Annotated in this window: 30 protein-coding genes; 20 read left to right on the top strand and 10 right to left on the bottom strand. The window is 39.0% G+C overall.

Annotation, left to right across the window (positions count from 1 at the left end):
- The first annotated feature begins 15 nt into the window (after nt 1–15).
- Together typA and BCM40_RS11050 are read left to right on the top strand one after the other, a co-directional pair.
- A complete protein-coding gene (typA, locus tag BCM40_RS11055; RefSeq protein WP_065525879.1) occupies nt 16–1,863 on the top strand; it encodes a translational GTPase TypA in 1,848 nt (615 codons plus the stop codon).
- A 24-nt stretch (nt 1,864–1,887) separates the two neighbouring features.
- Nucleotides 1,888–2,217 carry a YlaH-like family protein gene (locus BCM40_RS11050; protein ID WP_065525880.1) on the top strand — a complete coding sequence of 110 codons (330 nt, stop codon included), beginning with the start codon at nt 1,888–1,890 and terminating at the stop codon, nt 2,215–2,217.
- On the opposite strand, the gene BCM40_RS11045 is transcribed toward BCM40_RS11050, so the two are convergent.
- The 3 genes from BCM40_RS11045 to BCM40_RS11035 are packed head-to-tail and all read right to left on the bottom strand — an operon-like array spanning nt 2,211 to nt 3,382.
- Nucleotides 2,211–2,660, bottom strand: coding sequence for a hypothetical protein (locus tag BCM40_RS11045; RefSeq protein WP_065525881.1), 450 nt, complete (start codon nt 2,658–2,660; stop codon nt 2,211–2,213). The genes BCM40_RS11050 and BCM40_RS11045 overlap by 7 nt on opposite strands.
- Nucleotides 2,660–2,863: a YlaI family protein gene (locus BCM40_RS11040; protein WP_065525882.1), complete on the bottom strand. Its 204-nt coding sequence runs from the start codon at nt 2,861–2,863 to the stop codon at nt 2,660–2,662. Before BCM40_RS11040 ends, BCM40_RS11045 begins: the two co-directional genes overlap by 1 nt.
- A gap of 12 nt (nt 2,864–2,875) precedes the next feature.
- Nucleotides 2,876–3,382: a hypothetical protein gene (locus tag BCM40_RS11035; RefSeq protein WP_065525883.1), complete on the bottom strand. Its 507-nt coding sequence runs from the start codon at nt 3,380–3,382 to the stop codon at nt 2,876–2,878.
- Between the two features lie 169 nt (nt 3,383–3,551).
- On the opposite strand from BCM40_RS11035, the gene BCM40_RS11030 reads away from it, so the two are divergent.
- The 3 genes from BCM40_RS11030 to pyc all read left to right on the top strand — a co-directional run bounded on the left by BCM40_RS11030 (nt 3,552) and on the right by pyc (nt 8,715).
- Complete coding sequence (locus BCM40_RS11030; protein WP_008429175.1) at nt 3,552–3,833, top strand: Fpa/YlaN family protein; 282 nt, start codon at nt 3,552–3,554, stop codon at nt 3,831–3,833.
- A gap of 259 nt (nt 3,834–4,092) precedes the next feature.
- Nucleotides 4,093–5,259: an FtsW/RodA/SpoVE family cell cycle protein gene (locus BCM40_RS11025; RefSeq protein WP_065525884.1), complete on the top strand. Its 1,167-nt coding sequence runs from the start codon at nt 4,093–4,095 to the stop codon at nt 5,257–5,259.
- A 15-nt stretch (nt 5,260–5,274) separates the two neighbouring features.
- Nucleotides 5,275–8,715, top strand: a complete 3,441-nt coding sequence (gene pyc / locus BCM40_RS11020) for a pyruvate carboxylase (protein WP_065525885.1) — start codon at nt 5,275–5,277, stop codon at nt 8,713–8,715.
- Between the two features lie 35 nt (nt 8,716–8,750).
- Here the strand turns inward: pyc and BCM40_RS11015 are convergent, their stop codons facing one another.
- Complete coding sequence (locus BCM40_RS11015; RefSeq protein WP_065525886.1) at nt 8,751–9,671, bottom strand: COX15/CtaA family protein; 921 nt, start codon at nt 9,669–9,671, stop codon at nt 8,751–8,753.
- Between the two features lie 345 nt (nt 9,672–10,016).
- Between BCM40_RS11015 and cyoE the strand changes: the two genes are divergently transcribed.
- From cyoE to BCM40_RS10980, 7 genes are all read left to right on the top strand, one after another.
- Entirely contained in the window at nt 10,017–10,934 is a 918-nt protein-coding gene (gene cyoE, locus BCM40_RS11010) for a heme o synthase (protein WP_065525887.1), read from the top strand.
- A 52-nt stretch (nt 10,935–10,986) separates the two neighbouring features.
- Nucleotides 10,987–12,084 carry a cytochrome c oxidase subunit II gene (gene coxB, locus BCM40_RS11005; RefSeq protein ID WP_065525888.1) on the top strand — a complete coding sequence of 366 codons (1,098 nt, stop codon included), beginning with the start codon at nt 10,987–10,989 and terminating at the stop codon, nt 12,082–12,084.
- A gap of 29 nt (nt 12,085–12,113) precedes the next feature.
- Complete coding sequence (locus tag BCM40_RS11000) at nt 12,114–13,994, top strand: cytochrome c oxidase subunit I (protein WP_065525889.1); 1,881 nt, start codon at nt 12,114–12,116, stop codon at nt 13,992–13,994.
- Nucleotides 13,984–14,610: a cytochrome (ubi)quinol oxidase subunit III gene (locus BCM40_RS10995; RefSeq protein ID WP_065525890.1), complete on the top strand. Its 627-nt coding sequence runs from the start codon at nt 13,984–13,986 to the stop codon at nt 14,608–14,610. Before BCM40_RS11000 ends, BCM40_RS10995 begins: the two co-directional genes overlap by 11 nt.
- Nucleotides 14,610–14,942, top strand: a complete 333-nt coding sequence (ctaF, locus tag BCM40_RS10990) for a cytochrome c oxidase subunit IVB (protein ID WP_065525891.1) — start codon at nt 14,610–14,612, stop codon at nt 14,940–14,942. The genes BCM40_RS10995 and ctaF overlap by 1 nt, the downstream gene beginning before the upstream one ends.
- A 235-nt stretch (nt 14,943–15,177) precedes the next feature.
- Nucleotides 15,178–16,101, top strand: a complete 924-nt coding sequence (gene ctaG, locus BCM40_RS10985) for a cytochrome c oxidase assembly factor CtaG (protein WP_065525892.1) — start codon at nt 15,178–15,180, stop codon at nt 16,099–16,101.
- Nucleotides 16,102–16,127: 26 nt separating this feature from the next.
- A complete protein-coding gene (locus tag BCM40_RS10980; protein ID WP_065525893.1) occupies nt 16,128–16,589 on the top strand; it encodes a DUF420 domain-containing protein in 462 nt (153 codons plus the stop codon).
- A gap of 79 nt (nt 16,590–16,668) precedes the next feature.
- Here the strand turns inward: BCM40_RS10980 and ytvI are convergent, their stop codons facing one another.
- Nucleotides 16,669–17,724 (bottom strand): sporulation integral membrane protein YtvI, encoded by a 1,056-nt coding sequence (ytvI, locus tag BCM40_RS10975; RefSeq protein WP_065525894.1) that lies wholly within the window; start codon nt 17,722–17,724, stop codon nt 16,669–16,671.
- An 83-nt stretch (nt 17,725–17,807) separates the two neighbouring features.
- A complete protein-coding gene (locus BCM40_RS10970; RefSeq protein WP_065525895.1) occupies nt 17,808–18,173 on the bottom strand; it encodes a YugN family protein in 366 nt (121 codons plus the stop codon).
- Nucleotides 18,174–18,317: 144 nt separating this feature from the next.
- Here BCM40_RS10970 and BCM40_RS10965 point away from each other — a divergent pair, with 144 nt between their 5' ends.
- Nucleotides 18,318–19,382 (top strand): CAP domain-containing protein, encoded by a 1,065-nt coding sequence (locus BCM40_RS10965; protein ID WP_065525896.1) that lies wholly within the window; start codon nt 18,318–18,320, stop codon nt 19,380–19,382.
- A gap of 4 nt (nt 19,383–19,386) precedes the next feature.
- Here BCM40_RS10965 and BCM40_RS10960 read toward each other — a convergent pair whose 3' ends face one another.
- Nucleotides 19,387–19,869 carry a PaaI family thioesterase gene (locus BCM40_RS10960; RefSeq protein ID WP_065525897.1) on the bottom strand — a complete coding sequence of 161 codons (483 nt, stop codon included), beginning with the start codon at nt 19,867–19,869 and terminating at the stop codon, nt 19,387–19,389.
- A 74-nt stretch (nt 19,870–19,943) separates the two neighbouring features.
- Between BCM40_RS10960 and BCM40_RS10955 the strand changes: the two genes are divergently transcribed.
- The gene (locus BCM40_RS10955; RefSeq protein WP_065525898.1) at nt 19,944–20,390 is read left to right on the top strand and encodes a YlbF/YmcA family competence regulator; all 447 of its coding nucleotides are present in this window, start codon (nt 19,944–19,946) and stop codon (nt 20,388–20,390) included.
- 57 nt (nt 20,391–20,447) lie between these two features.
- Here BCM40_RS10955 and BCM40_RS10950 read toward each other — a convergent pair whose 3' ends face one another.
- A complete protein-coding gene (locus BCM40_RS10950) occupies nt 20,448–21,356 on the bottom strand; it encodes a glycerophosphodiester phosphodiesterase family protein (RefSeq protein WP_065525899.1) in 909 nt (302 codons plus the stop codon).
- Nucleotides 21,357–21,487: 131 nt separating this feature from the next.
- Here BCM40_RS10950 and BCM40_RS10945 point away from each other — a divergent pair, with 131 nt between their 5' ends.
- Complete coding sequence (locus BCM40_RS10945; protein ID WP_008430713.1) at nt 21,488–21,760, top strand: YlbG family protein; 273 nt, start codon at nt 21,488–21,490, stop codon at nt 21,758–21,760.
- Here BCM40_RS10945 and BCM40_RS10940 read toward each other — a convergent pair whose 3' ends face one another.
- A complete protein-coding gene (locus tag BCM40_RS10940; RefSeq protein ID WP_065525900.1) occupies nt 21,761–22,141 on the bottom strand; it encodes a DUF7147 family protein in 381 nt (126 codons plus the stop codon).
- 83 nt (nt 22,142–22,224) lie between these two features.
- Between BCM40_RS10940 and rsmD the strand changes: the two genes are divergently transcribed.
- The 3 genes from rsmD (at nt 22,225) to BCM40_RS10925 (ending at nt 24,368) form a co-directional block, all read left to right on the top strand.
- Nucleotides 22,225–22,800 carry a 16S rRNA (guanine(966)-N(2))-methyltransferase RsmD gene (gene rsmD, locus BCM40_RS10935; protein ID WP_065525901.1) on the top strand — a complete coding sequence of 192 codons (576 nt, stop codon included), beginning with the start codon at nt 22,225–22,227 and terminating at the stop codon, nt 22,798–22,800.
- Entirely contained in the window at nt 22,793–23,272 is a 480-nt protein-coding gene (gene coaD, locus BCM40_RS10930) for a pantetheine-phosphate adenylyltransferase (RefSeq protein WP_065525902.1), read from the top strand. Before rsmD ends, coaD begins: the two co-directional genes overlap by 8 nt.
- Before the next feature lie 70 nt (nt 23,273–23,342).
- Nucleotides 23,343–24,368 carry a SepM family pheromone-processing serine protease gene (locus BCM40_RS10925; RefSeq protein ID WP_065525903.1) on the top strand — a complete coding sequence of 342 codons (1,026 nt, stop codon included), beginning with the start codon at nt 23,343–23,345 and terminating at the stop codon, nt 24,366–24,368.
- On the opposite strand, the gene BCM40_RS10920 is transcribed toward BCM40_RS10925, so the two are convergent.
- The gene (locus BCM40_RS10920) at nt 24,356–25,555 is read right to left on the bottom strand and encodes a nucleotidyltransferase (RefSeq protein ID WP_065525904.1); all 1,200 of its coding nucleotides are present in this window, start codon (nt 25,553–25,555) and stop codon (nt 24,356–24,358) included. The genes BCM40_RS10925 and BCM40_RS10920 overlap by 13 nt on opposite strands.
- A gap of 126 nt (nt 25,556–25,681) precedes the next feature.
- Here BCM40_RS10920 and BCM40_RS10915 point away from each other — a divergent pair, with 126 nt between their 5' ends.
- Entirely contained in the window at nt 25,682–26,215 is a 534-nt protein-coding gene (locus tag BCM40_RS10915; protein ID WP_065525905.1) for a YceD family protein, read from the top strand.
- Between the two features lie 24 nt (nt 26,216–26,239).
- Nucleotides 26,240–26,416 carry a 50S ribosomal protein L32 gene (rpmF, locus tag BCM40_RS10910; RefSeq protein ID WP_006828847.1) on the top strand — a complete coding sequence of 59 codons (177 nt, stop codon included), beginning with the start codon at nt 26,240–26,242 and terminating at the stop codon, nt 26,414–26,416.
- Nucleotides 26,417–26,426: the final 10 nt, after the last annotated feature.

Below are 26,426 nucleotides of genomic sequence, written 5' to 3'. Positions count from 1 at the left end.
TATTGGAGTGAAAATATGACTAACTTACGTAACGACTTAAGAAACATTGCAATTATTGCCCACGTTGACCATGGTAAAACAACTTTGGTGGATCAACTTCTACAACAATCCGGAATTTTCCGTTCAAACGAACACGTTGAAGAACGCGCTATGGATTCTAATGATATAGAGAGAGAACGTGGAATTACGATTCTTGCGAAAAACACAGCTATTCAATACAAAGACGCAAAAATCAACATTTTAGATACTCCTGGCCACGCCGATTTCGGCGGAGAAGTTGAACGTATCATGAAAATGGTTGATGGTGTTCTATTAGTAGTTGACGCTTATGAAGGCTGTATGCCACAAACACGTTTTGTTTTGAAAAAAGCTCTTGAGCAAAACTTAAAACCAATCGTTGTTGTTAACAAAATTGACCGTGACTTTGCACGCCCTGAAGAAGTGGTTGACGAAGTCATCGAATTGTTCATCGAGCTTGAAGCGAACGACGAGCAATTGGAATTCCCGGTTATCTTTGCATCAGGTATGAATGGTACAGCAAGTCTTTCTCCAGATCCATCTGATCAGGAAGAAAACATGCAAGTTATTTATGATGCAATCATGGAACACGTTCCAGCTCCAGTCGATAACAGAGATGAGCCACTTCAATTCCAGGTAGCTCTTCTTGATTACAGTGATTATGTTGGACGTATCGGTATTGGCCGCGTATTCCGCGGAACAATTGAAGTTGGACAATCAGTTTCTTTGATGAAACTTGATGGTTCGTACAAAAACTTCCGTGTTACGAAAATTCATGGTTTCATGGGTCTTAAACGAGTGGAAATCCAAAAAGCAGAAGCTGGCGATTTAATCGCAATTTCTGGTATGGAAGACATTAACGTAGGGGAAACGGTTTGTCCTGCAGATCACCGCGAAGCATTACCGATCTTACGCATTGATGAGCCAACTCTACAAATGACGTTTTTAGTTAACAACAGCCCATTTGCAGGTAAAGAAGGTAAATGGATTACTTCTAGAAAAATTCAAGAACGTTTAGATGCTCAATTGCAAACAGACGTATCATTGCGCGTTGAAAACACAGATTCACCAGATGCTTGGGTAGTTTCTGGACGCGGAGAATTGCATTTGTCGATTTTAATCGAGAACATGCGCCGTGAAGGATTCGAGCTTCAAGTATCAAAACCTGAAGTTATTGTACGTATGGTAGACGGAGTTCGCTGCGAGCCAGTTGAACGCGTTCAAGTAGATGTACCTGAAGAGTACACAGGGAATATCATTGAGTCACTAGGTGAACGTAAAGGCGAAATGTTGGATATGATTAACAACGGTAGCGGACAAGTCCGTATGGTGTTTAACGTACCAGCTCGTGGATTGATTGGTTACACAACTGAATTCTTGACACAAACTCGTGGATACGGAATCATCAACCACACATTCGATAGCTACCAGCCAGTTGCTTCTGGTCGTGTTGGCGGACGTCGTCAAGGCGTATTGGTATCTATGGAGCGCGGTAAAGTTTCGACTTACGGCTTAATGGGTATTGAAGACCGCGGAACTGCATTTGTTGAAGTAGGCGCTGAAATTTACGAAGGTATGATCGTCGGCGAACATAACCGCGATAGCGATCTAACAGTAAACATCGTAAAAATCAAAGCTGCAACAAACATCCGTTCAGCTAACAAAGACCAAACAACGACGATGAAAAAAGCGCGTTTGATGAGTCTTGAAGAAGCACTTGAATACTTGAATGATGATGAGTATTGTGAAATCACACCACAAACGATTCGTTTACGTAAAAAGATTCTTGATAAAAACGAACGTGAGCGTATGGCTAAGAAAAAGAAAGTTGCCATCGAGGAATAAGTGAATAGGAAGGATGTATAATACGTGGACGAACAAGCTTTTGTCTATGACAGTATGTATCCGGTAGCTCGAATTTTATATCAAAGTATGCCGAGTTTTGAAGCGGCGGGATACGCATTGTTTGCGGTAATTTTTCTGCTTTCGGCTTTTGTATATAAGTTAGGGTTTGCTAAAAAGTTATCACTTGGAAAAAATGCAGCAATTGGTCTATTTTTAGCAATTGGTGGTTTAGGGCTTACATTTCTAGCCTTTTTCCTACCGGTTGTTGAAGGGCTGGTTATTGCAGCGCTTATACTGATTCTTTACAAAATCCGTCTATGGCGTGAAAAACGCGAAAACGCTGTATCTCATTGAGATACAGCGTTTTTGCGTTCAAATGTTTTGTATAAAATTGGTAATAATAATGAATATGTTAAATGGCCGAAGACCCAATATAAAAACGCACTCCAGTCATTAACTGCTGGTACATCGGCATGGATGGCAAGGTCTGCAAGCAAAAAGAAAAGGAAGGGAAAAGGAATGGACATTAGCAAACTAAGAATCACCAATTGGCCGAATGTATATTTTCGTCGTTTTGCTAAAAACACGAAAACAATGCCAATAACCAAAGAAATGCTCATATGGAAAATAAACTCTGTAACCTCTGACCACTGTACATCTCCAATTATCGGAATAAAATCAACATTTAACAGGAGAGTGTATACTTGTTCTCCGGTAACTGATTGAACCCATTTTAGCAAAAGCCCTAAAATCAATCCGCTCCAAAATCCGATCCAGAGACCTTTTAAGAGCTTCATCAGAAGTCATCCTCAATGCTACGAGAGCTTCGGTAAAAGCGGAAGTCCCCAGTTGCTAAGCGTTCTTTTGTACGCTCTGTTATACGATTGTGGCATTCATCACACATATGGGTATGAATAGGTCTGTTACGCAGGCGCTTGGCCTGGAGTGTATCATCGACTAACTCTTCAATTTTATCGCAAATTACGCATTTTACTCGCATGCTTTATCACTCCTATTCGACTCGGATGGCTTGGATATCGGTAATGGGGTTATCTTGATTTGATCCATCCGGAAGAAGCACATGGACAGGGCCATCTTCCTTTAACGGTTTTCCGTGATCGCTAAACTTAAATATTAATTGTGCAGCATGTTCAATCGGAAACTCGAACTCCCCGTGCAATGTCTCAAAGACCACCCGCTTTGCATGTTCAAAAGGTTCTGCATTTAAAAGGAATGGCTTAAACAAGATGCCAAAAGTGCCTGTTAGCATTTCTTTTTTTTCTTTGCTCTTGTATGTTTTTTCTGAATTCAAAGTAGGGGGTACAACATTGCCTTCCATAATTTCTCGAGACCAATGTTCGCCCATCCCGCGTTTGTATTCTTCGAGCTCATCTTTTTCAATCCGTTCTTCTTGAAAATATGTCTCTAAATTCAATTTGCGGTCGTCAAAAATCCATACAGTTGGATCAAGAATCAATTTAAATTTCACTTCACCTTTAAAAGGTACGATAAATTCCATGGGTAAACCCTCCATTTAGATAGTTACTCTTTTAATAGTATACCTTTTCGTGTCAAGTTCCTAAAGTGATTCATCTCTTTCGTCTAAGAGGCTTGCATTTTCCCTTTGTAAAAGATACACTTTAAACAGGAAAATAGAGAAGAAAACTCATAAAAATGGGGGAGTCCTCATGGAACATACAGAAGAACAAACATACCATTTGAAGGCTTTAGAACTCCTCAAAGCGGATGCAGAGAAAATCGAACAATTAATCAAGGTGCAAATGGATCACTTAACGTTACCATCTTGTCCTTTATATGAAGAGGTGCTGGACACCCAAATGTTCGGTCTATCACGCGAAATTGATTTTGCGGTTAAGCTAGGGCTAATCGAACGTGAGGCTGGAAAAAATTTAATGGATACGCTAGAAAAGAAACTTTCGATTCTTCACGATGCGTATACAAATAAATGATCTAAAACTCAAACGAATTTTGTTTGAGTTTTTTTGAAATTTAAGGGAAGTATTTTATTCACCTAGTTACTTAAAATGAACCTTTACAACAGTCTGCGCTTTTCTTGTTGTCTAGCTCTTGCTGCCAGATTCTCGGGTTATAAGCTACTCTAGCTGTGCGGCAAAGAATGCCGCTTTGCTAGAGCCTCTAATGCCCGTGGAATCTAAACAACAGCCTGCGCTTTTCTTGTTATTCTATTAAATTAAAAGAGGTATAAAAATGAAATCTTACATCAAGAAGTACGCAAAATACTTTGACTATCCTTTATTTTTTACTTATTTAGCTTTAACGATATTCGGACTAATTATGATTTACAGCTCTAGTATGGCTTGGTCGGTCAATTATTATGGATCTGAGCCTGATCGATTCTACATACAACAATTGATAAACTTAGCAATTGCATTTCCAGTTTTTGCGATGGCAGCCGTTTTCCCGTATAAACATTTTAAAAAGCGCTGGATGATGAAAACCATCTTAATCGTTATCTTTACCGGGTTGATCGCGGTTCATTTTATCGGTTTTGCAGCTGGGGGCGCGAAAAGTTGGATTAGCTTAGGGTTTGCGAATATCCAACCGTCTGAAGTGGCGAAGGTCGGAATAATTCTTTACTTATCTGGCGTGTTTGCTAACAAATACAAAAATGGTACTATAAATAAATTAAACGAGTCTATTATACCTCCCGTTATTATTTTAACGCTTGTATTATTTTCAGTATTTCTGGAACCCGATCTTGGCTCCATGTTGATTATTGGAGCAGTCGGCTTATCGGTCATGTCGGCAAGTGGGGTTCGTTTAAAACCATTTATTCGACTTTCTGCAGTATTCGTAGCAGCAGCTTCCATGATCATTATTCCTTTTATGATTTTTGCTGGTGATCGAATTTTTACTGAAAAACGTCTAGGTCGATTAGATGCTTTCTTTAATCCGTTTTCTGATGAATTGGGATTTGGTTTTCAAATCGTTAATGGCTATTTAGCAATTGGCTCTGGTGGACTAAGTGGATTGGGACTTGGACAATCGATTCAAAAGCTGGGATACCTTCCAGAACCGCATACTGACTTTATCATGTCAGTGATAGCTGAAGAGCTAGGGGTATTGGGTGTGGTTTTTGTTTTAGGTGGTTTAGGGTTTGTTGTTTTGCGTGGGCTTTGGATTGCTATGACGACTCATGATCCTTTAGCTAGAATGCTTGCAGCAGGTGTTGCAAGCATGATTGGAATTCAATCTTTTGTGAATTTAGGCGGCTTAACTGGGATTATTCCATTAACTGGAGTAACACTTCCTTTTATCAGCTATGGCGGAACTTCTGTAATTTTGTTATCTTTATCTATGGGAGTATTAATGAATGTTTCCATGTTCAACAAATACGAAAAATCGAAAAAGTAAAGGGTGTGCTGCGGTGTGAAGAAGATTGACAAAATCTTGGTGGCCAACCGCGGAGAAATCGCTATTCGGATTTTCCGCGCTTGTACAGAACTGAAAATTCAAACAGTTGCAATTTATTCTCAAGAAGATAGTGGTTCATTTCACCGCTATAAGGCTGATGAATCCTATTTAGTAGGTAAGGGCAAAAAGCCGATCGATGCGTATTTGGATATTGAAGATATTATCCGTATTGCAAAAGATTCGAATGTAGATGCAATTCATCCAGGCTACGGCTTTTTATCGGAAAACGTGCATTTTGCAAGACGTTGTGAAGAAGAAGATATCATCTTTATCGGTCCTACTTCAAAACACTTGGATATGTTCGGTGACAAAGTTAAAGCTCGTACTCAAGCAATTGCCGCTGGTATACCAGTTATTCCAGGTACAGACGGCCCAGTTGAGTCTTTAGAGGAAGTTGAAGAATTCAGTAAAACAGCAGGTTTTCCATTAATGATTAAAGCATCTCTTGGCGGCGGAGGCCGCGGAATGCGTATTGTCAGATCTCAAGAAGAATTAGCATCCTCTTACGAACGTGCAAAATCTGAAGCAAAAGCAGCTTTTGGTTCAGATGAAATGTATGTCGAAAAATTCGTTGAAAAACCTAAACACATTGAAGTTCAAATTTTAGGCGATTCAGAAGGTAACGTCATTCATTTGTATGAAAGAGATTGTTCAATTCAACGCCGTCATCAAAAGGTTGTAGAAATTGCTCCTTCTAACTCAATTAGTAACGAATTGCGCAACGAAATTTGTGATGCCGCAGTTAAATTAATGAAAAATATTGACTACATAAATGCCGGCACAGTCGAATTTCTTGTAGCGAACGATGAATTTTATTTTATTGAAGTAAATCCACGTATTCAAGTAGAGCACACCATTACAGAAATGATTACTGGAATCGATATTGTTCACGCACAAATCCATATTGCTAGAGGACATATGATTCACAGTGAAGAAGTAGGAATCCCCCAACAAAGTGAAATCCCATTATTTGGTTTCGCGATTCAATCCCGTGTAACTACGGAAGACCCATTAAATGATTTTATGCCGGATGCTGGAAAGCTGATGGTGTATCGTTCAGGCGGTGGATTTGGCGTACGTTTGGATGCAGGAAATGGTTTCCAAGGAGCAATAATCTCACCTTATTATGACTCACTATTAGTAAAAGTTTCGACTTGGGCATTAACGTTCAAGGAAGCTGCAGCTAAAATGGACCGTAATTTACAAGAATTCCGAATCCGTGGCATTAAAACAAATATTCCATTTTTAGAAAATGTGGTAAAACATAAGAACTTTATAAAAGGCGAATTTGATACAAGCTTTATCGATACAACACCAGAATTGTTTATATTCCCAGTGAGACAAGATCGTGGAACTAAGTTGTTGAGCTATATCGGTAACGTAACGGTCAACGGTTTCCCGGGCATTGAGAAGAAAAACAAACCAATCCATACAGCTCCGCGTAAACCAGAAGTGGATCTACTAGCTCCGGCACCAAACGGGACGAAGCAGATTTTCGACTCACAAGGAGCAGATGGATTAACTAAATGGATTCACGAACAAAAAGATGTATTGATCACGGATACTACATTCCGCGATGCGCACCAATCGTTGCTTGCTACACGTGTTCGCTCGCATGATTTGTTTGAAATTGCGAAAGAAACTGCCCGTTTGCAACACGATTTGTTTTCTCTTGAAATGTGGGGAGGCGCCACTTTTGACGTATCTTACAGATTCTTAAAAGAAGACCCTTGGGAGCGTTTGATCAAACTTCGTAAAGATATTCCGAATGTCTTGTTCCAGATGTTGTTCCGTGGTGCAAATGCAGTAGGCTATAAAAATTACCCAGACAATGTAATTCGTGAATTTGTTCGTAAATCGGGAGATGCAGGAATCGATGTTTTCCGCATATTCGATAGTTTAAACTGGATCAAAGGTATGGAAGTGGCGATTGATGAAGTTCGTCAATCTGGCAAAATTGCAGAAGCTGCGATTTGTTACACAGGAGATATTTTAGATCCGAGTCGAGACAAATACACGGTGCAATACTATAAAGATATGGCAAAAGAATTAGAAGCAGCAGGTGCCCATATTTTAGCGATTAAAGACATGGCTGGTCTGTTAAAACCAGAAGCGGCCTATCGTTTAGTCTCTGAACTTAAAGATACTGTGTCATTGCCAATTCATCTTCATACACACGATACAAGTGGTAACGGGATTTATATGTATTCGAAAGCAATTGAAGCTGGAGTTGATATCGTTGATACAGCTCTTGGGTCGATGGCAGGACTTACATCACAACCAAGTGCAAGTTCGCTTCATTACGCGATGAGCGGTGGTAACCGTGAAATTCGATCAGATGTGAAAAATCTCGAAAAAATGTCTCATTATTGGGAAGATGTTCGTAAGTACTATGTTGATTTTGAAAGCGGCATGAATAGCCCGCATTCAGAGATTTATGAACATGAAATGCCAGGCGGACAGTACAGCAATCTCCAGCAACAAGCAAAAGCTGTAGGGTTAGGGTTGCGTTGGGAAGAAGTTAAATCGATGTATTCTCGCGTTAACATGCTATTCGGAGATGTTGTAAAAGTAACACCTTCTTCAAAAGTAGTAGGAGACATGGCACTGTTCATGGTGCAAAACGAGCTAGATGAAGAAACGGTAATTTCTCGTGGGAAAACAATTGACTTCCCAGAATCAGTTATCGAATTCTTTGAAGGCTATATTGGCCAACCACATGGTGGATTCCCAGAAGAGTTGCAGAAAGTCATCTTGAAAGAACGTGAGCCAATTACCGTTCGTCCAGGTGAACTTTTAGAACCAGCAGATTTCGATGAAATTAAAAAGACTTTATACGACAAATTAGAACGTCCTTTAACAAGCCATGAAATTTTAGCTTATGCCCTATATCCGAAAGTATTCGATGAATACACAGCGACCAATATTCAATTTGGGAATGTGTCCGTTCTAGATACATTGACATTCTTATACGGTATGAGATTAGGCGAAGAAATCGAAGTGGAAATTGAAAAAGGGAAAACTTTGATGGTTAAGATGGTGTCTATTGGCGAACCGCAAAAAGACGGAACGCGCATCATTTACTTTGAGTTAAACGGTCAACCTCGTGAAGTTAGCATTCAAGATATGACAGTAGAAGCGGATAGCACAGCAAAACCAAAAGCTAATCCGACAAACGAAAGTCATATAGCGGCGACGATGCCAGGGACTGTTTTAAAAGTGCTCACAGAAAAAGGAGCCAAAGTAAAACGTGGCGATCATTTACTTGTGACTGAAGCCATGAAAATGGAAACAACTGTTCAAGCACCGTTTGATGGAACGATTCAAGACATTCATGTAGTTGCCAGTGATGGCATTTCCACAGGCGATCTATTGATCGAAATGGAGAAAAAATAAAAACAAGGTTGGCGCATTATGCGCCAACCTTGTTTTTATTTAGAACTATCTTTAATTCGACTTCGCGATACTAATAACACCATATAGCATAATAAGCCGAAAAGCATTGAAATCAATAATGAATGAAGTAGCGCGACAACTAAGTTTAGTTTCGTCAAGACTACAAGCATACCCGTTGTTGCTTGAAGAAGAACGATGATAAAAGCAATTGTCCAACCCCAATAAATTACACGTTGATCTTTATAATGTTTAATCGCGTGCCAAGCAATGTACCCTAGCCAAACAACGATCAAACCAGCTGCTGCACGATGACCCATTTGGACCCATTCGTACATATTGCTTGGGAATGCAAAAGTATCATTTCGGCACAAAGGCCAATCAGAACAAATAAGGCTAGAATTCGTATGGCGAACTAAAGCGCCCGTATAAACTACGATGTAAGAATATAAAGCGACTCCAATTGTGTGGAAACGCAGTTTTTTGCCAATTTGCACTCGGTCTGCATCAAACTTTCGGTCAACTTCAAAAATTAGAAGTGTTAATAACAAGATAGAGGCAAATGATAATAAGGAAATTCCAAAATGGAGTGCGAGGATAAAATCACCTTGTCCCCAAAGCACCTGGGCTGCACCAATTAACGCCTGCAAAACTAAAAAGAAAACAGCCATAACCGCAAGAAATTTTGTTTCTCGAACATGTCCAAATTTTCTCCAAGCCCATACAGCTAAGATTACGATTAATATTCCAACAACCCCAGTAACAAGGCGGTGAGAAAATTCGATTAATACTTCAGTTGTAATGTTGTCTGGAATTAGTTTGCCATTACAATCTGGCCAATTCCGCCCACAACCCATACCGCTATCGGTTTTAGTGACAAGTGCGCCGCCGAGAAGGATTAACAACATGCCGATAGTAGCCGCAACGGCAAACCATTTTATATATCTATTTTGCTGCAAAATACCACCTACTTTTTCTATAGAAAACTTTTCAACGTTCGTATACCTGCATACTCGATAATAGCGAATATTTCCACATAATACAACGAGAAATCAACAATAGTAGAAACTTTCAAGATTTGGACATAATAACTGCCGCTTCACAAACTGTTCAAAAACTATTTTTTTTCTATCTTAAAATAGTGTAAGTGTTAAGGTATGATAGGAGATGCATAGAGTGAGACCAATTACGTGAAAATCATCTCTTTTATCAGGAAATTTCAGTTATATGTAGAAAAACAACTGGAATTTAGATATAGTTATGGTTAGCGGAATATGCTTACAACTTTGAAAGGAGGGACTTATATGTCAAATGGCCGGGCAATGTCTGCAGATGCACACGAAGAACCGGAAGCGTCAACATTTCTTAAAGACTTTTTGGCACTTATCAAGATTGGAATTGTCAATTCTAATTTAATTACAGTCTTTACAGGTTTGTGGCTCGCATTTCAGTTTTCCGACAGACATTTTCTTAATGAGCTGGATATCCTTGTCTACACCATTTTCGGTTCAGCGCTGATTATTGCAGGATCTGCAGCGATGAATAACTATATTGATACGGATATAGATCCTTTAATGGAAAGTAAGAAAGGGCGTCCTACAGTAACAGGAAGATTCAAGCCATCAGCTGTCTTTGCACTAGCTATTTCTTTCATCGTTATAGGCGAAATATTTTTGTTCTCCGCTTCTGTATCGGCTGGTATTTTAGGAATTGCCGGAGTTTTAGCTTATGTCGTTTTATATTCCATGTGGTCAAAAAGACGTTACGTCAGCAATACGATTGTTGGAAGCATCTCTGGTGCGGTACCACCACTAATCGGATGGGCTGCAGTGGAACCGACACTTGGAGTGGGTGCTTGGGCATTATTCTTGATTATGTTCATTTGGCAGCCACCGCATTTTTATGCCTTGGCTATGAAACGAACAGAAGAATATCGTGCAGCGAATATTCCTATGCTACCGGTAATAAAAGGTTTTCACCGAACAAAGAAATCGATGCTTGCATGGGTTGTAATGCTTTTCCCTCTGCCATTTCTATTAATGGAACTTGGGACAGGCTTTATCATCTTAGCTACACTTTTAAATATCGGGTGGCTAGTATTGGCGATTCGAGGATTTAAAGCGACAGATGATTTGAAATGGGCGAAGACAATGTTTATCTATTCATTGAACTATATGACCATTCTATTTGTTTCGATGATCATTTTTGCAGTTTTCATCTAAAAAACCATTTCTAAAAAGAAACTATTTAAATGAGAGAGGGGTATGACAAGCTATGATGAAAGGAATTAAAAAATGGCGACTTTTCGCATTGATGTCCATGTTATTGGTATTTCTTGCAGGATGTGGACGCGAAGAGATTTCGACATTAATACCAGCAGGTAGAGTAGCTCAAGATCAATTTAACTTGTTGATTTTATCATCAGTTATAATGACGTTTGTAATCATTGTTGTATTGATTATATTTATTTTAGCTATTGTTAAATTCCGCCGTTCAAAAGTGGGAGAAGACATGATTCCTGAACAAGTTGAAGGAAGTGCGAAATTAGAATTTATTTGGACAGCGATTCCGATTGTCCTTCTATTAATCCTTGCAGTTCCAACAGTTTATTCAACATTTGATTTGGCTGATGTTTCAACAATGGACGTCGAAGCGGAAGATGGCAATTCTTCTCATCTAACAGTAAACGTAACTGGTAAACTTTACTGGTGGGAATTTGAATATCCTGAACAAGGCATTGTAACTGCTCAAGAGTTGGTTGTACCAACAAACGAACGCGTATACTTTAACTTGATTTCAGCGGATATTAAACACTCATTCTGGATTCCATCTATTGGTGGGAAATTGGATGTAAACCCTGAAAACGTCAATACGTTCTATTTAGAGTTTGACAAAGAGTCTTCAGAACTTGAAGATGGGGTGTTTTATGGTAAATGTGCTGAGCTTTGTGGACCTTCTCACGCATTAATGGATTTCAAAGTGAAATCAGTTGATCGTGAAGAGTTTGATCAATGGGTAACAGCAATGCAATCAGAAGAACCAGCTGCAGTTGAAGGAGCTCTTGCTCAACAAGGCGAAGAATTGTTTGGTCAAGATGGGTTAAGCTGTATCTCTTGTCACGCAACTTCTGGTTTAGGCCAAGGTAATCTTATGGCTGGACCAAACTTAGCAACATTCGGTGACCGTAACCGCGTTGCTGGATACTTAGAGCACAATGAAGAAAATCTTAAAAATTGGATTTCAGATCCACAAGAATACAAACCTGGTAACTTAATGCCTGATGTAGCTACATTAAACAATGGCGAAAAATTATCAGATCAAGAACTTGATGCTCTTGCAGCTTATTTAATGGGCTTAACGGTAGAAGAGTAGAATAAAGTTAAAAAAGGGAGGTTAACAGTGTGAGTTCTATTGCTCAGAAAAAGGGCTTCGGCGCTACAATATGGGACTTCATGACAACGGTCGACCATAAGAAAATTGCAATTCTGTATCTCATGTCAGGAGGTTTCTTCTTCCTAGTCGGTGGTATTGAAGCAATGTTGATCCGTATCCAGTTAGTTAAAGCAGGGAATGATTTCCTAAGTGCTGGAACATTTAACGAAGTTATAACAATGCACGGTACGACGATGATTTTCTTGGCATCAATGCCGATATTATTAGCTTTCATGAACGCTGTTATGCCATTGCAAATTGGCGCACGTGATGTAGCTTTTCCATTCTTAAACTCACTTGGATTTTGGTTATTCTTCTTTGGTGGAATTTTCTTAAACCTATCTTGGTTTATGGGTGGTGCACCAGATGCAGGTTGGACGAACTATGCTTCGTTAGCACTTGCATCAGAAGGTCATGGTATTGATTTTTATACACTAGGATTAACGATATCTGGTTTCGGTACATTGATCGCAGGGATTAACTTCCTTGTAACAATTATTAATATGCGTGCGCCAGGTATGACTTACATGAGAATGCCGTTGTTCACGTGGACAACTTTTGTTGCTTCCGCTTTAATCTTACTAGCATTCCCACCACTTACTGTAGGACTTTTCTTCATGGTCTTTGATCGTTTGTTTGGTGCAAGTTTCTTTGCAGTTGAAATGGGCGGTAACACGATTATTTGGGAACATTTATTCTGGATTTTTGGTCACCCAGAAGTTTACATTTTGATTTTGCCAGCTTTCGGTATTTTCTCTGAAATCTTTGCAATCTTCTCTCGTAAACGTCTTTTCGGATACACTGCACTTGTTTTCGCTACAATCCTAATCGGGTTTTACGGATTCATGGTTTGGGCTCACCATATGTTCACAGTCGGCTTAGGGCCAACAGCTAACGCAGTATTTGCTTTAGCAACAATGATTATTGCTGTTCCAACAGGTATTAAAATCTTTAACTGGCTATTAACTATTTGGGGCGGGAACATCTCGTTCTCAGTACCGATGATTTATGCTGTAGCTTTCATTCCTACATTCGTAGCGGGTGGGGTAACAGGGGTTATGCAAGCAATCGCGCCTTTGGATTACCAATTGCATGATTCTTACTTTATCGTAGCTCACTTCCATTACGTTATTGTCGGTGGTGTGGTATTGGCAATTTTAGCAGGTACACATTTATACTGGCCAAAAATGTTTGGAACGATGCTTAGCGAAAAATTAGGGAAATGGACATTCTGGTTCTTTTTCCTTGGATTCCATTTAACGTTCTTTATTCAGCATTTCTTGGGCTTAATGGGTATGCCACGTCGAGTTTACACGTTCGGAGCTGACCAAGGTTGGGATCTATTCAACGCAATCAGTTCGTCTGGTGCCATATTAATGGCGACGGGTATCATTATTCTTCTTGTAAACGTTGTAATGACGATCGTTAAAAACGAGCGTATTGGCAACGATCCATGGGGCGATGGCCGTACATTAGAATGGGCAATTCCATCTCCACCACCATTTTATAACTTTGCACAAACTCCATTAGTTCGTGGTCTTGACACTTACTGGATCGAAAAAATGGATGGCAACAAAAAAGGTATGATTTTCGCTGAACCTCTTGGCGATATTCACATGCCCAATGGTTCTATTATTCCTTTCGTAATTTCATTAGGGATGTTTATCGCATCATTTGGCGCTTTGTACTTCATGGACGGTAAGCCTTGGGCGTTAGCAGTATTAATTGGCGGGTTGACATTAATGTTCGCTTCGATGTTAGTACGTTCGTTGAAAGATGACTTAGGCTTCCATATTACAAAAGCAGAATTACTAGAAGATGCGAAAGGAGGCAACACAGATGGACATTAATCAAAAATATACTCCTCAATCTTGGCCAGATCATCCTGAGACGGCTACGTTGGAAGGAAAAAATAAGTTTATTGGTTTCTGGTTGCTTCTAGCTGCAGAAACAGTAACATTTGCTTCACTTTTTGCAACGTACTTGGCATTAAAAGATAAAGGACCAAGCGGCATGGAATTTTCTGCCGCTGAACTTTTTGAACTACCTTTAGTTTTTGCAATGACGATGATTCTTTTAACTTCTTCATTGACAAGTGTTTACGCAATGTATCATATGAAAAACTATAATTTTAAAGCCATGCAAGCTTGGCTAGCCATTACTGTTTTGCTTGGCTTAACTTTCTTAGGACTAGAGATTTATGAGTTTAATCACTATGTCCACATTGGATTTGGTTATACGAACAGTGCATTTAGTTCCGCATTCTTTACACTTGTTGGAACGCACGGTGCTCACGTATTGTTTGGACTTAGCTGGTTTATTGCTTTAATGCTTCGTAACGCAAAACGCGGACTGAATATGTATAACGCACCAAAATTCTATCTTGCTTCTTTATACTGGCATTTTATTGACGTAGTTTGGGTATTCATCTTTACTGTCGTCTATTTGATGGGAGTGATCGGATAATGGCACACGATACACATGTACATGTAAGATCGCAAGCAGAATTCGAATACGTTAAAAGAAAAAGAGCAGAAGAAATGAGAGGTAATTTAGCAACTTTCGCAATTATGATTTTCTTGACATTAATTGCATTTACAATGGTTGCTGCTGGATTCTCAGTATACTTGATCGTACCAATCATTCTATTGTTGGCAGCTATTCAAGTAGTTCTACAACTTTATTACTTCATGCATATGAGTGGTAAAGGACACGGGATGGTCGCGTTCTTTATGTTCTCAGGTATGTTCGTGGCTTTCATCACGGTTTTAACATTTGTTACAATCATTTGGTGGTAGGCTCTAGTTTAAACCCCTTACCTTTAAAGGTAAGGGGTTTTTTCATGAATATTATATAGTCGTAAAACAAGCATTCAATCGATTCTAAGGGCAAGCGAAAAAAATTCAAGATTGTTTAGAAGTGGTCGTAGGCAGATCAAATGTTTCGGCAGGTAATTGTTCATAGTTCGTTCATTGATATAGTTTGCTAGCAGCTATATAATGAGGGTACTTGAGGAAAAGGAGGTACCATAACATGCCGATTAGTATCTTCGGGTTTCAAGCTTTGTGGAGTCCCGTTTACTTAGCAGTCCTCGTTTTGGTAACGATTTTATATTTCTTAATCACTGTAAAGTGGCGTAGTAAGTTTAAAGACAATCAACGGCTTACTGCTAAACAAGCTACTTTTTTTGTTTCAGGAATGGTTTTGCTTTACATTATAAAAGGTTCACCAGTCGATTTATATGGACACATTTTATTTACCATGCATATGGTTCAAATGGCGCTGTTGTTACTTTTAGCAGTTCCGTTATTAATTATGGGCATTCCAACTTACGTGTGGAAAACCTTTATCGTTCTCCCAATCATTAAACCATTATTCAATTTCTTTGCCAACCCAATGTTAGCTTTAATATTGTTTGGCATGGTTTTCTCGTTTTATCACATTCCAATGGTTTTTGATTTTGTTAAAAAAGATATGTTGCTCCATGGGGCAGTTAATATTGTGTTGTTCCTGTCGGCTTTCTTTTATTGGTGGCCAGTAGTTAATAATGTTGAAGGAATGCATAAGTTTCATGGTTTAAAAAAATTAGGTTATTTGTTCGGCCTCAGTGTTTTAGTAACCCCAGCATGTGCAATGATTATCTTTAGTGGTACACCTTTCTATGCTACTTATACAGATGGTGAAGCATGGTTACAAGCTATGGCATTATGTGTGCCAGCAGGAACCTTATCGCAGCTAAATTTGTCTGGTCCTGAGTTGTTTTCAAACATGTCAACGCTTGAAGATCAACGTACAGGCGGAATTACAATGAAAATTATTCAAGAACTTGTATTCACGGCTTTCATTTGGATGGTTTTTCACGAATGGCTGCGCAACGAAACAGATAACGCAGATGAAATTACTGCGAAAACTTTGCAAGATCGAAAAAATATGGATTACCATAGACATAACGCATAACGAACCATAAAGGAGAATAACTTATAATGAATTTGCCGCTTTTGCCAACGATTAGTACATTTTTTATAGTATTAAGTGCAATTTTAGTTGCGATTGGCTGGAATTTAGTTCGTCGTCGCAAAATTGAAGCTCATAAGAAAGTCATGGTGGCAGCAGGTGCTGCTGCGTTAACGTTCTTTATCATCTATATGTCTCGAACGATATTCATTGGAAATACCGCATTTGGTGGACCTGATGAGCTAAAGTTATTTTATACGATATTCTTAATATTCCACATTACATTGGCAACAACAGGCGGCATTATGGGCTTGATCACGATTTACTGGGGATGGAAAAACCAATTGGCTAAACACCGTAAAATTGGACCATTCACAAGTATCGTGTGGTTCTCTACAGCTATAACAGGTGTTATGGTCTATTTATTGCTTTACGTATTTTATGAAGGTGGCCATACAACTTCAGTGTTTAAAGCCATTTTAGGTGGATAAAAAAAGAACCCCTTGGGTAGTGCCTTAAAGTTAGAGTTCAAATCTAACTTTCGGGTGCACTACCTCGAGGGTTCTTTTTTTATACTTTAAAGTCTATTTTTATCATTCCTGCTTCACGTGCTGAAGTAAAGAGAATGACAATTAATGGGCCAACAAAGAATCCGAGGAATCCAATCAACTGAAGCCCGATAAACATAGCAATCAATGTCGCCAAAGGAGATAGCCCAATTTGGGTACCCATCACTTTTGGTTCCACTGTCCGTCTAATAACTAATAGGACAAGTGCTAAGACCGCTAATTGTGTGCCGAACACCACATCACCAGTGATGAATTCGTAAGCAAACCAAGGCGTTAGAACAATGATTGATCCTAAAATAGGGATGAAATCAATCACCCAAATGACTAATGACATAACAAGTGCATATTCTGGTACGATAAACGCCAATGTGATGAGAGAGACGATGAAAATGATGCAACTTACAAGAAATTGTGCTTTTAAAAAGCCAAAAATTACTTTATTTAAGCGAGCGAACATAAAGCGAACTTTTTCCGCAGTTGAATCTTTTAATCGTTTGAAAAGTAAGGTTTTTAAATCAGGTAAATCGAGCATGAATAAAAATAATGCAATTAAAAATACAATAAAGCTAACAAGAAACGAGGGTATACCTGTCAATAAATTAGAAACTGTATCGTAATTAATAATTGATAATACCCAATTACGAATTCCTTCCATAAAACTAACTAGCTCAGTTTCAAACGAAGAAACAACTTCAACGGGCATATCTTTTGTTGAACGAAAGAAAAATCGTTGAAATTCGTCCCACATAACAGACAGGGAGTTTGTATATTCCGGTACCATTTTCGTAAATTGTATAATTCTTCCTATTAATTGCGTGACAATCCAGTAAAGTATAGCTGAAACGATTAATAAGAACAAAATAAATACAGATATAACAGCAGATTTTCTATGCCACTTGAATCTCTTATGTATAAAATTCACAAAAGGTTCTAGAAAAATAGCAGTAACCAATGCGACAATCAATGGAATCGATACAGGTAATATGTATACAGATATTAAGATTAAGACGGCTATTATAATAGCAACCGTTACTGTTTTTTTCGTTAACCACTTCACTTAATGATATCCTCCTTATGAAGTTGAAATAACCACAGGTTGTTTAAAAAAACCGCAGTTCAATTGTTGAACTGCGGGCTTTTTTATACGCTGATTTCGAAAGCTTTGACTTCTTTTTTAATAGAATCCAAAATTCCGATACAAGTTTTAACCAAATGTTCTGGGAAATGTTCGTCTTCACCATACTCTACACCATGTGGATAATAGTGCTTGCCAAGTACTGGTTTCAAAACGCGCATTGTTGCATCATTTGAATCGACGTCTCCATCGATAGCATAAGCAAATACACGTAAATAATAAGTGCCTTCGCGTACGATGAACTTACGGTCGTATGTGACACGTTCGTAATCCCATTGGCCTTCTTTAGTTAAGGCGTGGTTGTTCATAATGCTTTCCAGTAAAGCGATATCTACGTGAATGTTTTCAAGTCCTGTATTTTCAAAATACATAGGATCTCTCCTCCTCTATAACAAAAAAGACTACATACTCCTTTAATAATAGATCATAATTTAAGTTGTTGCAATGGCTAGATTGTGTCAGTGTAGAGGCGACTGCTATAATAAAGAAGATACAATAGTAAAGGAGCTGCTCGATTGAAAGACTTATTGCGAATTATGATATTTCTATCGATAGTTCTTATCGGTTTGTTTTACTTAGATCCATCAATTAGTGAAAATGATGTTCTTGAAGCTCCTCGTACAGCAGAACCCTTACCAAGTGATCAAATTACAGATGAAACTTTAGATATCGATCGTCCTGAAACAGGAATTTCAAGTTATATAGGTAAAACAACTGACAAATGGATTGAACAATATGGCCAACCTGAACGGATAGAACCATCGGCGTACGGCTATGACTGGTGGGTGTATAATGCCAGTTATGCTCATTTTAAAATGGCAGGTGTTAAAGACGGCAGGATAGTTCAAGTTTATACTACGGGTGCGGCTATAGATGCAACTCCGTATAAAATAGGACAAAGTCTTGATGAATTATATCGATTTACGATTTTAGAAAACGAAGTAACGGTTAAATATGATACCAGTATATACACCTTTAATGTTACTGCTGAAGACATGGATAAACGTATTTTAGTAAAATTTGATGATGTTTATGCACAGCTATACATTGATTCTATTGATCGAGTATTAGAGGCCGTTCGTTTTATGGACGCGGAAACATTGATTCGCCATTTGCCATACGACATGATGTTTTCAGGAGAATTATTGCCAATCCAAACGCCTTCTTCAACAAAACAACAATTGATAGACGAAGCAAATGCTAGACAAGTTATGGATTTAGTAAATATATATCGTCTGCAACATGGAGCTAAGCCACTAACTTTTAGTCCCCAAGTTAGTTCGGTCGCAGAGGCACATAGTGAAGATATGGCAAAGCAAAATTTCACCTCGGAAGAAACAGAGTTCAAAGATTTACATGCTCGTTTGCAAGAAAGCGAGATCACGTTTAAACAAGCGGCTGTCAATATAGCAGCACGGTATTATGATCCAGCTGAGACAGTTCATGGCTGGATAAATTCCGAAGCTCATCGGAAAACTTTACTCAGTGATGAATATGATCAAACTGGAGTTGGTGTGTTCGGTAAATATTACACACAAATTTTTCTTGAAGAAAAGCCAATTATTGCTTCTGAGCAATAATTGGCTATTTTTTTGGAATGATAAAAAAGGAGCCAGTTGCAGTAGCTATATGCCTTCCATCTTCTTGCACAATGTTTCCTTCAATGACCATTGTCTGTCGGCCATTGCGGATTATACGTGCATGAGCGCTTATAGAAGCCTCACTTGCCACTGACAGGTAATGAATGCTCAAGTTGGTTGTAACCGCGCTAAACCCCTCTGGACACTTACTGTTTGCTAAAGTCCCCATTGCGGTATCAATTAGCACTGCAAGAATGCCGCCGTGGGGTATAGCCATCGTATTGTGAATAAAAGGGGTGTTTGGTATAGATACAACAGATAATTGTTCATCTAGTTTTCGCGTCATATTTAAACTGGCACTTAAATAAGTAGAAAACGCGCCTTGCTGTTTTTTTTCGAAATTACGTAAGTAGTCAGTTAACATGTCGATGTCTTCGTCGCTGCTATTTTTAACTATGCGAGCAAATTGCTCAATGAGTGCATTCATATTGCCAATCCTTTCAAGTCTGTAGTGAAATGCAAAAATATCTGCTATGATTAAAATGTAAAGGAGGAAATGCTATGATTATGACTTACGAATGGGCTGAAATTACTGACTTTGCAGACGAGTTAAGCCAAATGATCCTACAATCAGAGCAAGCTGACCTTTATCGAGAAGCTCATGCCTCTGTCTATAACGATAAAAATCTAGCGGATGAAATTCTTGCATTTGCTAGATTAAAAGACCAATACGAAGAAGTTCAGCGCTTCGGAAAATACCATCCTGAATACTCTCGGGTGATGAAGCAAATACGTGTGGATAAGCGTCGCTTAGATTTAAATGAAAAAGTAGCTAATCTACGTTTGATGGAAAATGAATTACAAGACTTAATCGATCAAGTAAGTTTTATCATTGGTAGATCTGTATCCGAAGCAGTTAAAATACCGTCTACCAATCCGTTTTTCTCTTCAGATTCTTCCTGTGGGGGAAGCTGTGGTACTGGCGGCGGATGTTCTTGTTCTGCTTAAAGGTGAATAGTTACATAAAAAAAGTGCAACGCTTGCGTTGCACTTTTTTTAACCCAATTAAACTTCCAGTTCTGAGATAAGCGATAAAGCCAAGTCAGGTCGATCGGTAATGATGCCTTTCGCACCCGAAGCAATTAATGTTCTCATTGCATTTGGCTCATCAATAACCCAATAATGTACTGGAATATTCAAGTTCTCGAGAAATGCAATAAATCGAGCAGAATCCAATCGAAACACAGAGGACTTCGTAGGAATCTGGAATACATCTGCGCGAGGCTGGTAGAGATGACCAAACTGGCTAGTAAAGGCAGTGTAAGCTTTTCGAATCTCATTTTCACCTGCGCCGACAGCAATACGGTTTTGAGCATACAAATTGAAACGGTCAATTTGTTCATCATAAAAAGAAGTCACCACTACTCGGTCGTGTACACCTAATGAGTCGATTAAGCGCCATAGTTTTGAAGGCACTAAACTTCCTTCGTACGTTTCGGGAGCATCTTTAATATCAATATTAATGTACATCTGCGGAAATTTTTCAAACAGTTCACGCAGCAATACAACTTTTTCATTTTTGCCACGGAAAGAATGTTGACCTTCTAAGTCAATAAAATGATATCCAAGATCAAAAGTTCTTAATTGTTCAAGCGACATATCTGCTACGCGTCCAGCACCATCTGTTGTCCGATCGATGTATTCATCGTGGAACACTAAAATTTCTTCGTCATTTGTCATACGAATATCAATTTCAAAGCCATTAACACCGAGTTCGGCTGACCGATTAAATGCAGCAAGTGTGTTTTCTGGGGCTAGTTTAGAGCCGCCACGATGCGCAAGAACAATTGGTCGTTCATAATTTAAAACTTCTTTTGCGGGACGTTGATGAGGATTTACTAAAACTTTAGAACCAGCCCAAGCCGCGGCTCCAACAGCTGCAGCTGCTAAGCCGATTTTTGTCTTTTTTCCCATATTGTAGATTCCCTCCCTGGATTTCTATCATAAAAACAGTATAGCGAATAGAGGGCTATACTGTCAGTTTATTCGGTTGCGGCTTTTTTCTTTCATATGGTATTCTAGAAGCTAAGAAAAGAGGGATAGTTATGCATGATCGCCAAGGTCTTATTGTCTATGTGCATCATTTGAAACAAGCTAAATCGTTAAGAAAGTTCGGGCATGTTCATTTTATCTCCCGAAAATTAAAATACGTGGTTCTTTATATGGATCAAGATGTTATCGAAGCAACTAAAACAAAATTAAATAAATTACCTTACGTCAAACAAGTATTAGAATCGTATCGCCCATTCCTGAAAACCGAATATGAAAATGCAAAGCCTGATAAAGCAAAAGAATACGATTACAAAATCGGTCTTTAATTATTGCATAGGCGGAATATAATGATTTAATCTTAAAACTGAGATTAAATGGTTATGATAGAATTTTTTATCTGCATACACGGATGAGTGCTTTACTTCCATTTTGATAGGTGTATGTCCCAAACTAGAAATAGTTTGTTCAAAGACTGCTAAACGCTTAGAGTCCATTGGAATTCCTTCGCGACACATATAAATTGGCATGAAGTTACCTTCTGATGCTGGTTTAAATGCTGCGGCAATTGACAATACATCTTGACCTTGTGGATTGGTCGATACAAATACAAATCCATGCATAAAGCGTTGTTGGTTAGTTGTGATAAGTTCACGGAGTTCATAGATATCTCCGTACCCTTCTCCTAGTTCAATAAAACGTTGAATCATCATTTCACGTCCTTTCCAGTCTTCATTTTACCATTAGGCAATTAAAATGCATCAAGAAAATCAATAAAGTTAGAGGCGATAGTATGCGAGTTGTAGCAGGCTCTGTTAAAGGAATACCATTGAAAGCGGTACCGGGGAACTCAACTAGACCGACGACCGATAAAGTAAAAGAGTCTATTTTTAATATGATTGGTCCTTTTTTTGATGGTGGGTACGCTTTGGATTTATTTGCGGGAAGTGGCGGACTTGGAATAGAAGCGCTTAGTCGAGGAATAGATCATGTGATTTTTACCGATAAAGACAAACGTGCAGTAGAAACGATTCAGGCCAATCTAGAGAAGGTTCGTTTGACCGATCGTGCTGAAGTTCACCGTGCAGACGCAGAACGTGCTGTAAAAGCCATCAAAAAAAACGGTGTTCAAGCAAGACTATTGTTTTTAGACCCACCATACCACATGAAAAAATCTTATGAATTGATGGATAAAGCGGGAGAATTGGGCATTGTAACAGAAGATGCGATTGTGGTTTGTGAGCATGACCGAGATGTCGAATTGCCGGATCGTACAAAGTATTTTGAACGCTATAAAAAAGAGCTTTACGGAAGTACAATTATTTCAATTTACCGTTACCATGGGGAAGAGGGAGAACGTATTGACTAAAATCGCTGTAGTTCCAGGAAGTTTTGATCCCATTACAATGGGTCACTTGGACATTATTAAAAGAGCGTCTACTATTTTTGATGAAGTTAAAGTGGTTGTAATGAACAACTCTTCTAAAAATCCGTTATTTGATGTGAATGAACGAATAAGTTTAATTGCTGAAGTGACGCAGTCTATTCCAAATGTCAAAGTAGATTCTTTTTCTGGTCTACTGATTGATTATTCGGTGGAAGTAAAAGCAAATGCCATTATTCGCGGCTTGCGCGCAGTCAGTGATTTTGAATACGAGATGCAAATCACTTCTATGAACCGATTTTTAAATGAAAATATTGAAACGTTGTTCATGATCTCAAACAACCAATATTCCTTCTTGAGTTCGAGTATCGTAAAAGAAGTAGCAAAATACCAAGGCAATATTACTGGCTTAGTGCCAGAAGCTGTTGAAAAAGCTCTTCATTTAAAATTTCAATAAGTCACGAATTTCGTGGCTTTTTCTTGTTTTAAAAATTATTAAGTATTTGAATCGCTGAAGGAGGAACAATATGAAAAACAAACGATTACTCATTTTTGTTATCGTGATGGCACTTGTCGTCTACGTATCCTCTTATCAGCTAGATGCTTACGTTACCAGACCGGGCGGAGCCTACGAGTTATCGCCATTAGTTGAAGTAGTAGGTGGAGATGAAGATGACGAAGGAACGCTCAGTTTAATGACCGTATCGATGTTGACAGCAACTCCTGTTTTATATGTTTGGGCGAAAATTCGGGATGGTTATAAAGTGTTGCAACCTGAGCAGGTACGTAGTCCTCATGAAAGCGATGAAGAGTACAATGTGCGGCAGTTAAAATTGATGTCTGATTCACAAGTAAATGCGCTTCAAATTGCTTTTGAACAAGCCGAATTACCATACGAAATTAATAATAATGGAGTTTTCGTCTTAAATGTTCTCAAAGGTGGGGCTGCTGATGATGTTTTAGCACCAGGCGATCGAATTCTTGAAATCGACGGCACTAAATACACCGAAATGCAGCAATTAATAGATTACTTGAGTGGGAAAAAAAATGGAGAAACTGTGGAAGTTCTATATGAGCGGAAAGAACGTGAGATTAGAACTGACATCAAATTGGCCCCATTGCCAACAGCTCCGGAACGCATTGGCTTAGGAATATCGTTTGTAGAAGATAAAAGCATCCAAACGACTCCTGAAGTTGAAATCGACTCAGAGAAAATTGGGGGACCTTCAGCTGGATTAATGTTCACTCTCGAAATTCTTAATCAATTGGTAGATGAGGACATTACAAAAGGGTACGATATTGCGGGTACAGGTACTATGGAAAGTAACGGCTCTATTGGAAGAATCGGCGGCATAGATCAAAAAGTCATGGCAGCCGATTCTGCAGATATCGATATCTTCTTTGCTCCGAGCGAGCCAGTAGAAGGTGGCGGAGATAGCAACTATAAAATAGCTGTCGAAACTGCAGAGAAAATCGGCACAGACATGAAAATTGTTCCTGTTGAGACAATTGAAGATGCTTTAGAATATTTGGGTGAGCTTCAGCCTCGGTAAATCGGAGGAGTTGTAAATTCTTTTTTTAACTGAACAGATTCGATTCCTTGTAAATACATGGTAGTAGCATGAATATCTAATTTCCCCATTAAGTCGTTCAGATCAGCTGCGCGACTTATTAGGGGAAGTGAGATGTTCTTTTTTTTATGATTTAAAAAACTTTTTCCGGTCTTTGACATGCCGAGAAGGCGGATATAACTTGGTAACTGAAAAGAATGCAACATTTGCCACGTAAAGCCAGTATAAATATGCGTTAGCATCCGCTGGATTCTCGTACGCGTATAGCGCTTTGACTTGACAAGTGACATGAAATTTTCAAAGTTGTCCGCTGTTTTTGCGGATTGGAAAATCAAATTTTCGATTCCTTCCGTAACTTCTGCGTATTGTTTCAAGTTTTCAGGACCTTCACGCAAAATCGTGAAACGAAGCAACGGATAAAAGTGCTCCCAGCTTCCAAACTTCCCATATTCTTTTTCTGCCATTTTTAAAGAGGAAATTGAACTTTCCGGCATATATGTGGACAGTTCTTCGACTGAAGTGCCTTTAAAAAAAGCTTCGCGAATGCCTGTCGCGCTAGCAATTGGCAGTCCAACTGTAAGTGGATCATGGAAATTAGCACCTATCCGCTGAATGGTTAATGGTTTGATAGATGAACCTAAGCGTTGAGCAGCTTCTAGGTAATGAAAACCTAAAATATTATTGGGTTGTGTCAAATCGGCAAAACCAGCCTGGCCGTCAGTTAGTGCAAGATAGGCATTGTTCAAAGATTTTGGATAACTAATGCCTGTTTGAATCGCTTCATGGATAAATGCTTGGTATTCAGCTGCATGCTCAGTTAATAGTTGCAGTGAATTTAAGAAAGGGGTTATCTGACCTTGTTCGCTCCCGAAGCAAAAAGATTCACAGCCCATGGCGTCAAGTAGTGCGACACCACCTTTAGCGAAATCAGAAGCTTGAGCTGTTGCATAAACATAGGGAAGTTCAATAACCAAATCAATGCCAGCGTCAAGAGCCATTTGAGTACGTGTCCATTTATCGACAAATGCAGGTTCACCTCGTTGCAAAAATTGCCCGCTCATAACAGCAATGACCAAATCAGCACCGGACTCTGCACGGGCTTGTTGTGCGTGGTGAAGGTGACCGTTATGGAAAGGGTTGTATTCAACAATAATTCCTACAGCTTTCAATCTGCTCACCTCTTTGGTAGAATTAACTTTAGTATACCGATGTTTGAAATAGAGTGACAAGATTTTTTCTTGACATCTTTTTCTGTGCATTATATAATCAACTTTGTTGTCTTGAGGTGATTACTTATGAAAATAGCGATTCAACAGCTACAAAAGCATCGCAAAGACGGACTGCCAATTGACCAAATGGTTCATTTGGATGCAGTGAAATCACGGAATAGCGATATTCGGGAAATTTCACCTGTACATGTTACAGGACATTGCACAATTGGTTCGCAACAATTAACGTGCCAACTCCATCTCGAAGGTATGCTCACGCTGCCTTGCGCTCGAACTTGGGAAGATGTTGAGTTTCCGATAAACGTTGATACGGTTGAGGTCTTCGATTGGTCTGGAAATGGTCAAGAAGACAAGTTGAGTGATGTTCATTTTGTAGAAACTGAAGTTATAAACCTTCAGCCAATACTAGAAGAACTCATTTTGCTAGAGATTCCGATTCAAGTGTTTAAGGAAGACGCTGATCAAGCCGTTATAAAAGGCGGAAATGATTGGTCGTATTCAACAGACGAAGAGTACGAAGCTGAGAAAGAAGAGGCACCACCAAAACCGGATCCAAGACTTGCTGATTTAGCAAAGTATTTTGATCAGTCAGATGAATAGAATTAGTGTAAGGAGGTGTCACCAATGGCTGTACCAGCTAGAAGAACGTCCAAAACCGCTAAAAGAAAGCGCCGTACACATTTTAAATTGTCAGTGCCGGGCATGGTAATTTGCCCAAGCTGTGGCGAAAGTAAATTGGCTCACCACGTCTGCAAAGCATGTGGATCATACAAAGGGAAAGAAGTAGTAGCAAGCAAATAAAACAGTATTT

Origin of the sequence: Planococcus donghaensis, assembly GCF_001687665.2 — a bacterium.
Lineage (GTDB): Bacteria > Bacillota > Bacilli > Bacillales_A > Planococcaceae > Planococcus > Planococcus donghaensis.
The sequence above is the reverse complement of the archived record's forward strand: the minus strand, read 5'-3'. Positions and strand labels throughout refer to the sequence as shown.

Bases quoted from the DNA above. Each gene is read 5' to 3' on its own strand.
- rsmD (WP_065525901.1), top strand. From the start codon at position 22,225: ATGCGAGTTGTAGCAGGCTCTGTTAAAGGAATACCATTGAAAGCGGTA.
- BCM40_RS11040 (WP_065525882.1), bottom strand. From the start codon at position 2,863: ATGCGAGTAAAATGCGTAATTTGCGATAAAATTGAAGAGTTAGTCGAT.
- BCM40_RS11030 (WP_008429175.1), top strand. From the start codon at position 3,552: ATGGAACATACAGAAGAACAAACATACCATTTGAAGGCTTTAGAACTC.
- BCM40_RS10950 (WP_065525899.1), bottom strand. From the start codon at position 21,356: ATGGGAAAAAAGACAAAAATCGGCTTAGCAGCTGCAGCTGTTGGAGCC.
- ctaF (WP_065525891.1), top strand. From the start codon at position 14,610: ATGGCACACGATACACATGTACATGTAAGATCGCAAGCAGAATTCGAA.
- ctaG (WP_065525892.1), top strand. From the start codon at position 15,178: ATGCCGATTAGTATCTTCGGGTTTCAAGCTTTGTGGAGTCCCGTTTAC.
- rpmF (WP_006828847.1), top strand. From the start codon at position 26,240: ATGGCTGTACCAGCTAGAAGAACGTCCAAAACCGCTAAAAGAAAGCGC.
- BCM40_RS10915 (WP_065525905.1), top strand. From the start codon at position 25,682: ATGAAAATAGCGATTCAACAGCTACAAAAGCATCGCAAAGACGGACTG.
- BCM40_RS11025 (WP_065525884.1), top strand. From the start codon at position 4,093: ATGAAATCTTACATCAAGAAGTACGCAAAATACTTTGACTATCCTTTA.
- BCM40_RS10945 (WP_008430713.1), top strand. From the start codon at position 21,488: ATGCATGATCGCCAAGGTCTTATTGTCTATGTGCATCATTTGAAACAA.
- BCM40_RS11035 (WP_065525883.1), bottom strand. From the start codon at position 3,382: ATGGAATTTATCGTACCTTTTAAAGGTGAAGTGAAATTTAAATTGATT.
- coxB (WP_065525888.1), top strand. From the start codon at position 10,987: ATGATGAAAGGAATTAAAAAATGGCGACTTTTCGCATTGATGTCCATG.
- BCM40_RS10995 (WP_065525890.1), top strand. From the start codon at position 13,984: ATGGACATTAATCAAAAATATACTCCTCAATCTTGGCCAGATCATCCT.
- BCM40_RS10970 (WP_065525895.1), bottom strand. From the start codon at position 18,173: ATGTATTTTGAAAATACAGGACTTGAAAACATTCACGTAGATATCGCT.
- BCM40_RS10925 (WP_065525903.1), top strand. From the start codon at position 23,343: ATGAAAAACAAACGATTACTCATTTTTGTTATCGTGATGGCACTTGTC.
- BCM40_RS10960 (WP_065525897.1), bottom strand. From the start codon at position 19,869: ATGAATGCACTCATTGAGCAATTTGCTCGCATAGTTAAAAATAGCAGC.
- typA (WP_065525879.1), top strand. From the start codon at position 16: ATGACTAACTTACGTAACGACTTAAGAAACATTGCAATTATTGCCCAC.
- BCM40_RS10980 (WP_065525893.1), top strand. From the start codon at position 16,128: ATGAATTTGCCGCTTTTGCCAACGATTAGTACATTTTTTATAGTATTA.
- cyoE (WP_065525887.1), top strand. From the start codon at position 10,017: ATGTCAAATGGCCGGGCAATGTCTGCAGATGCACACGAAGAACCGGAA.
- BCM40_RS10940 (WP_065525900.1), bottom strand. From the start codon at position 22,141: ATGATTCAACGTTTTATTGAACTAGGAGAAGGGTACGGAGATATCTAT.
- BCM40_RS11045 (WP_065525881.1), bottom strand. From the start codon at position 2,660: ATGAAGCTCTTAAAAGGTCTCTGGATCGGATTTTGGAGCGGATTGATT.
- BCM40_RS10955 (WP_065525898.1), top strand. From the start codon at position 19,944: ATGATTATGACTTACGAATGGGCTGAAATTACTGACTTTGCAGACGAG.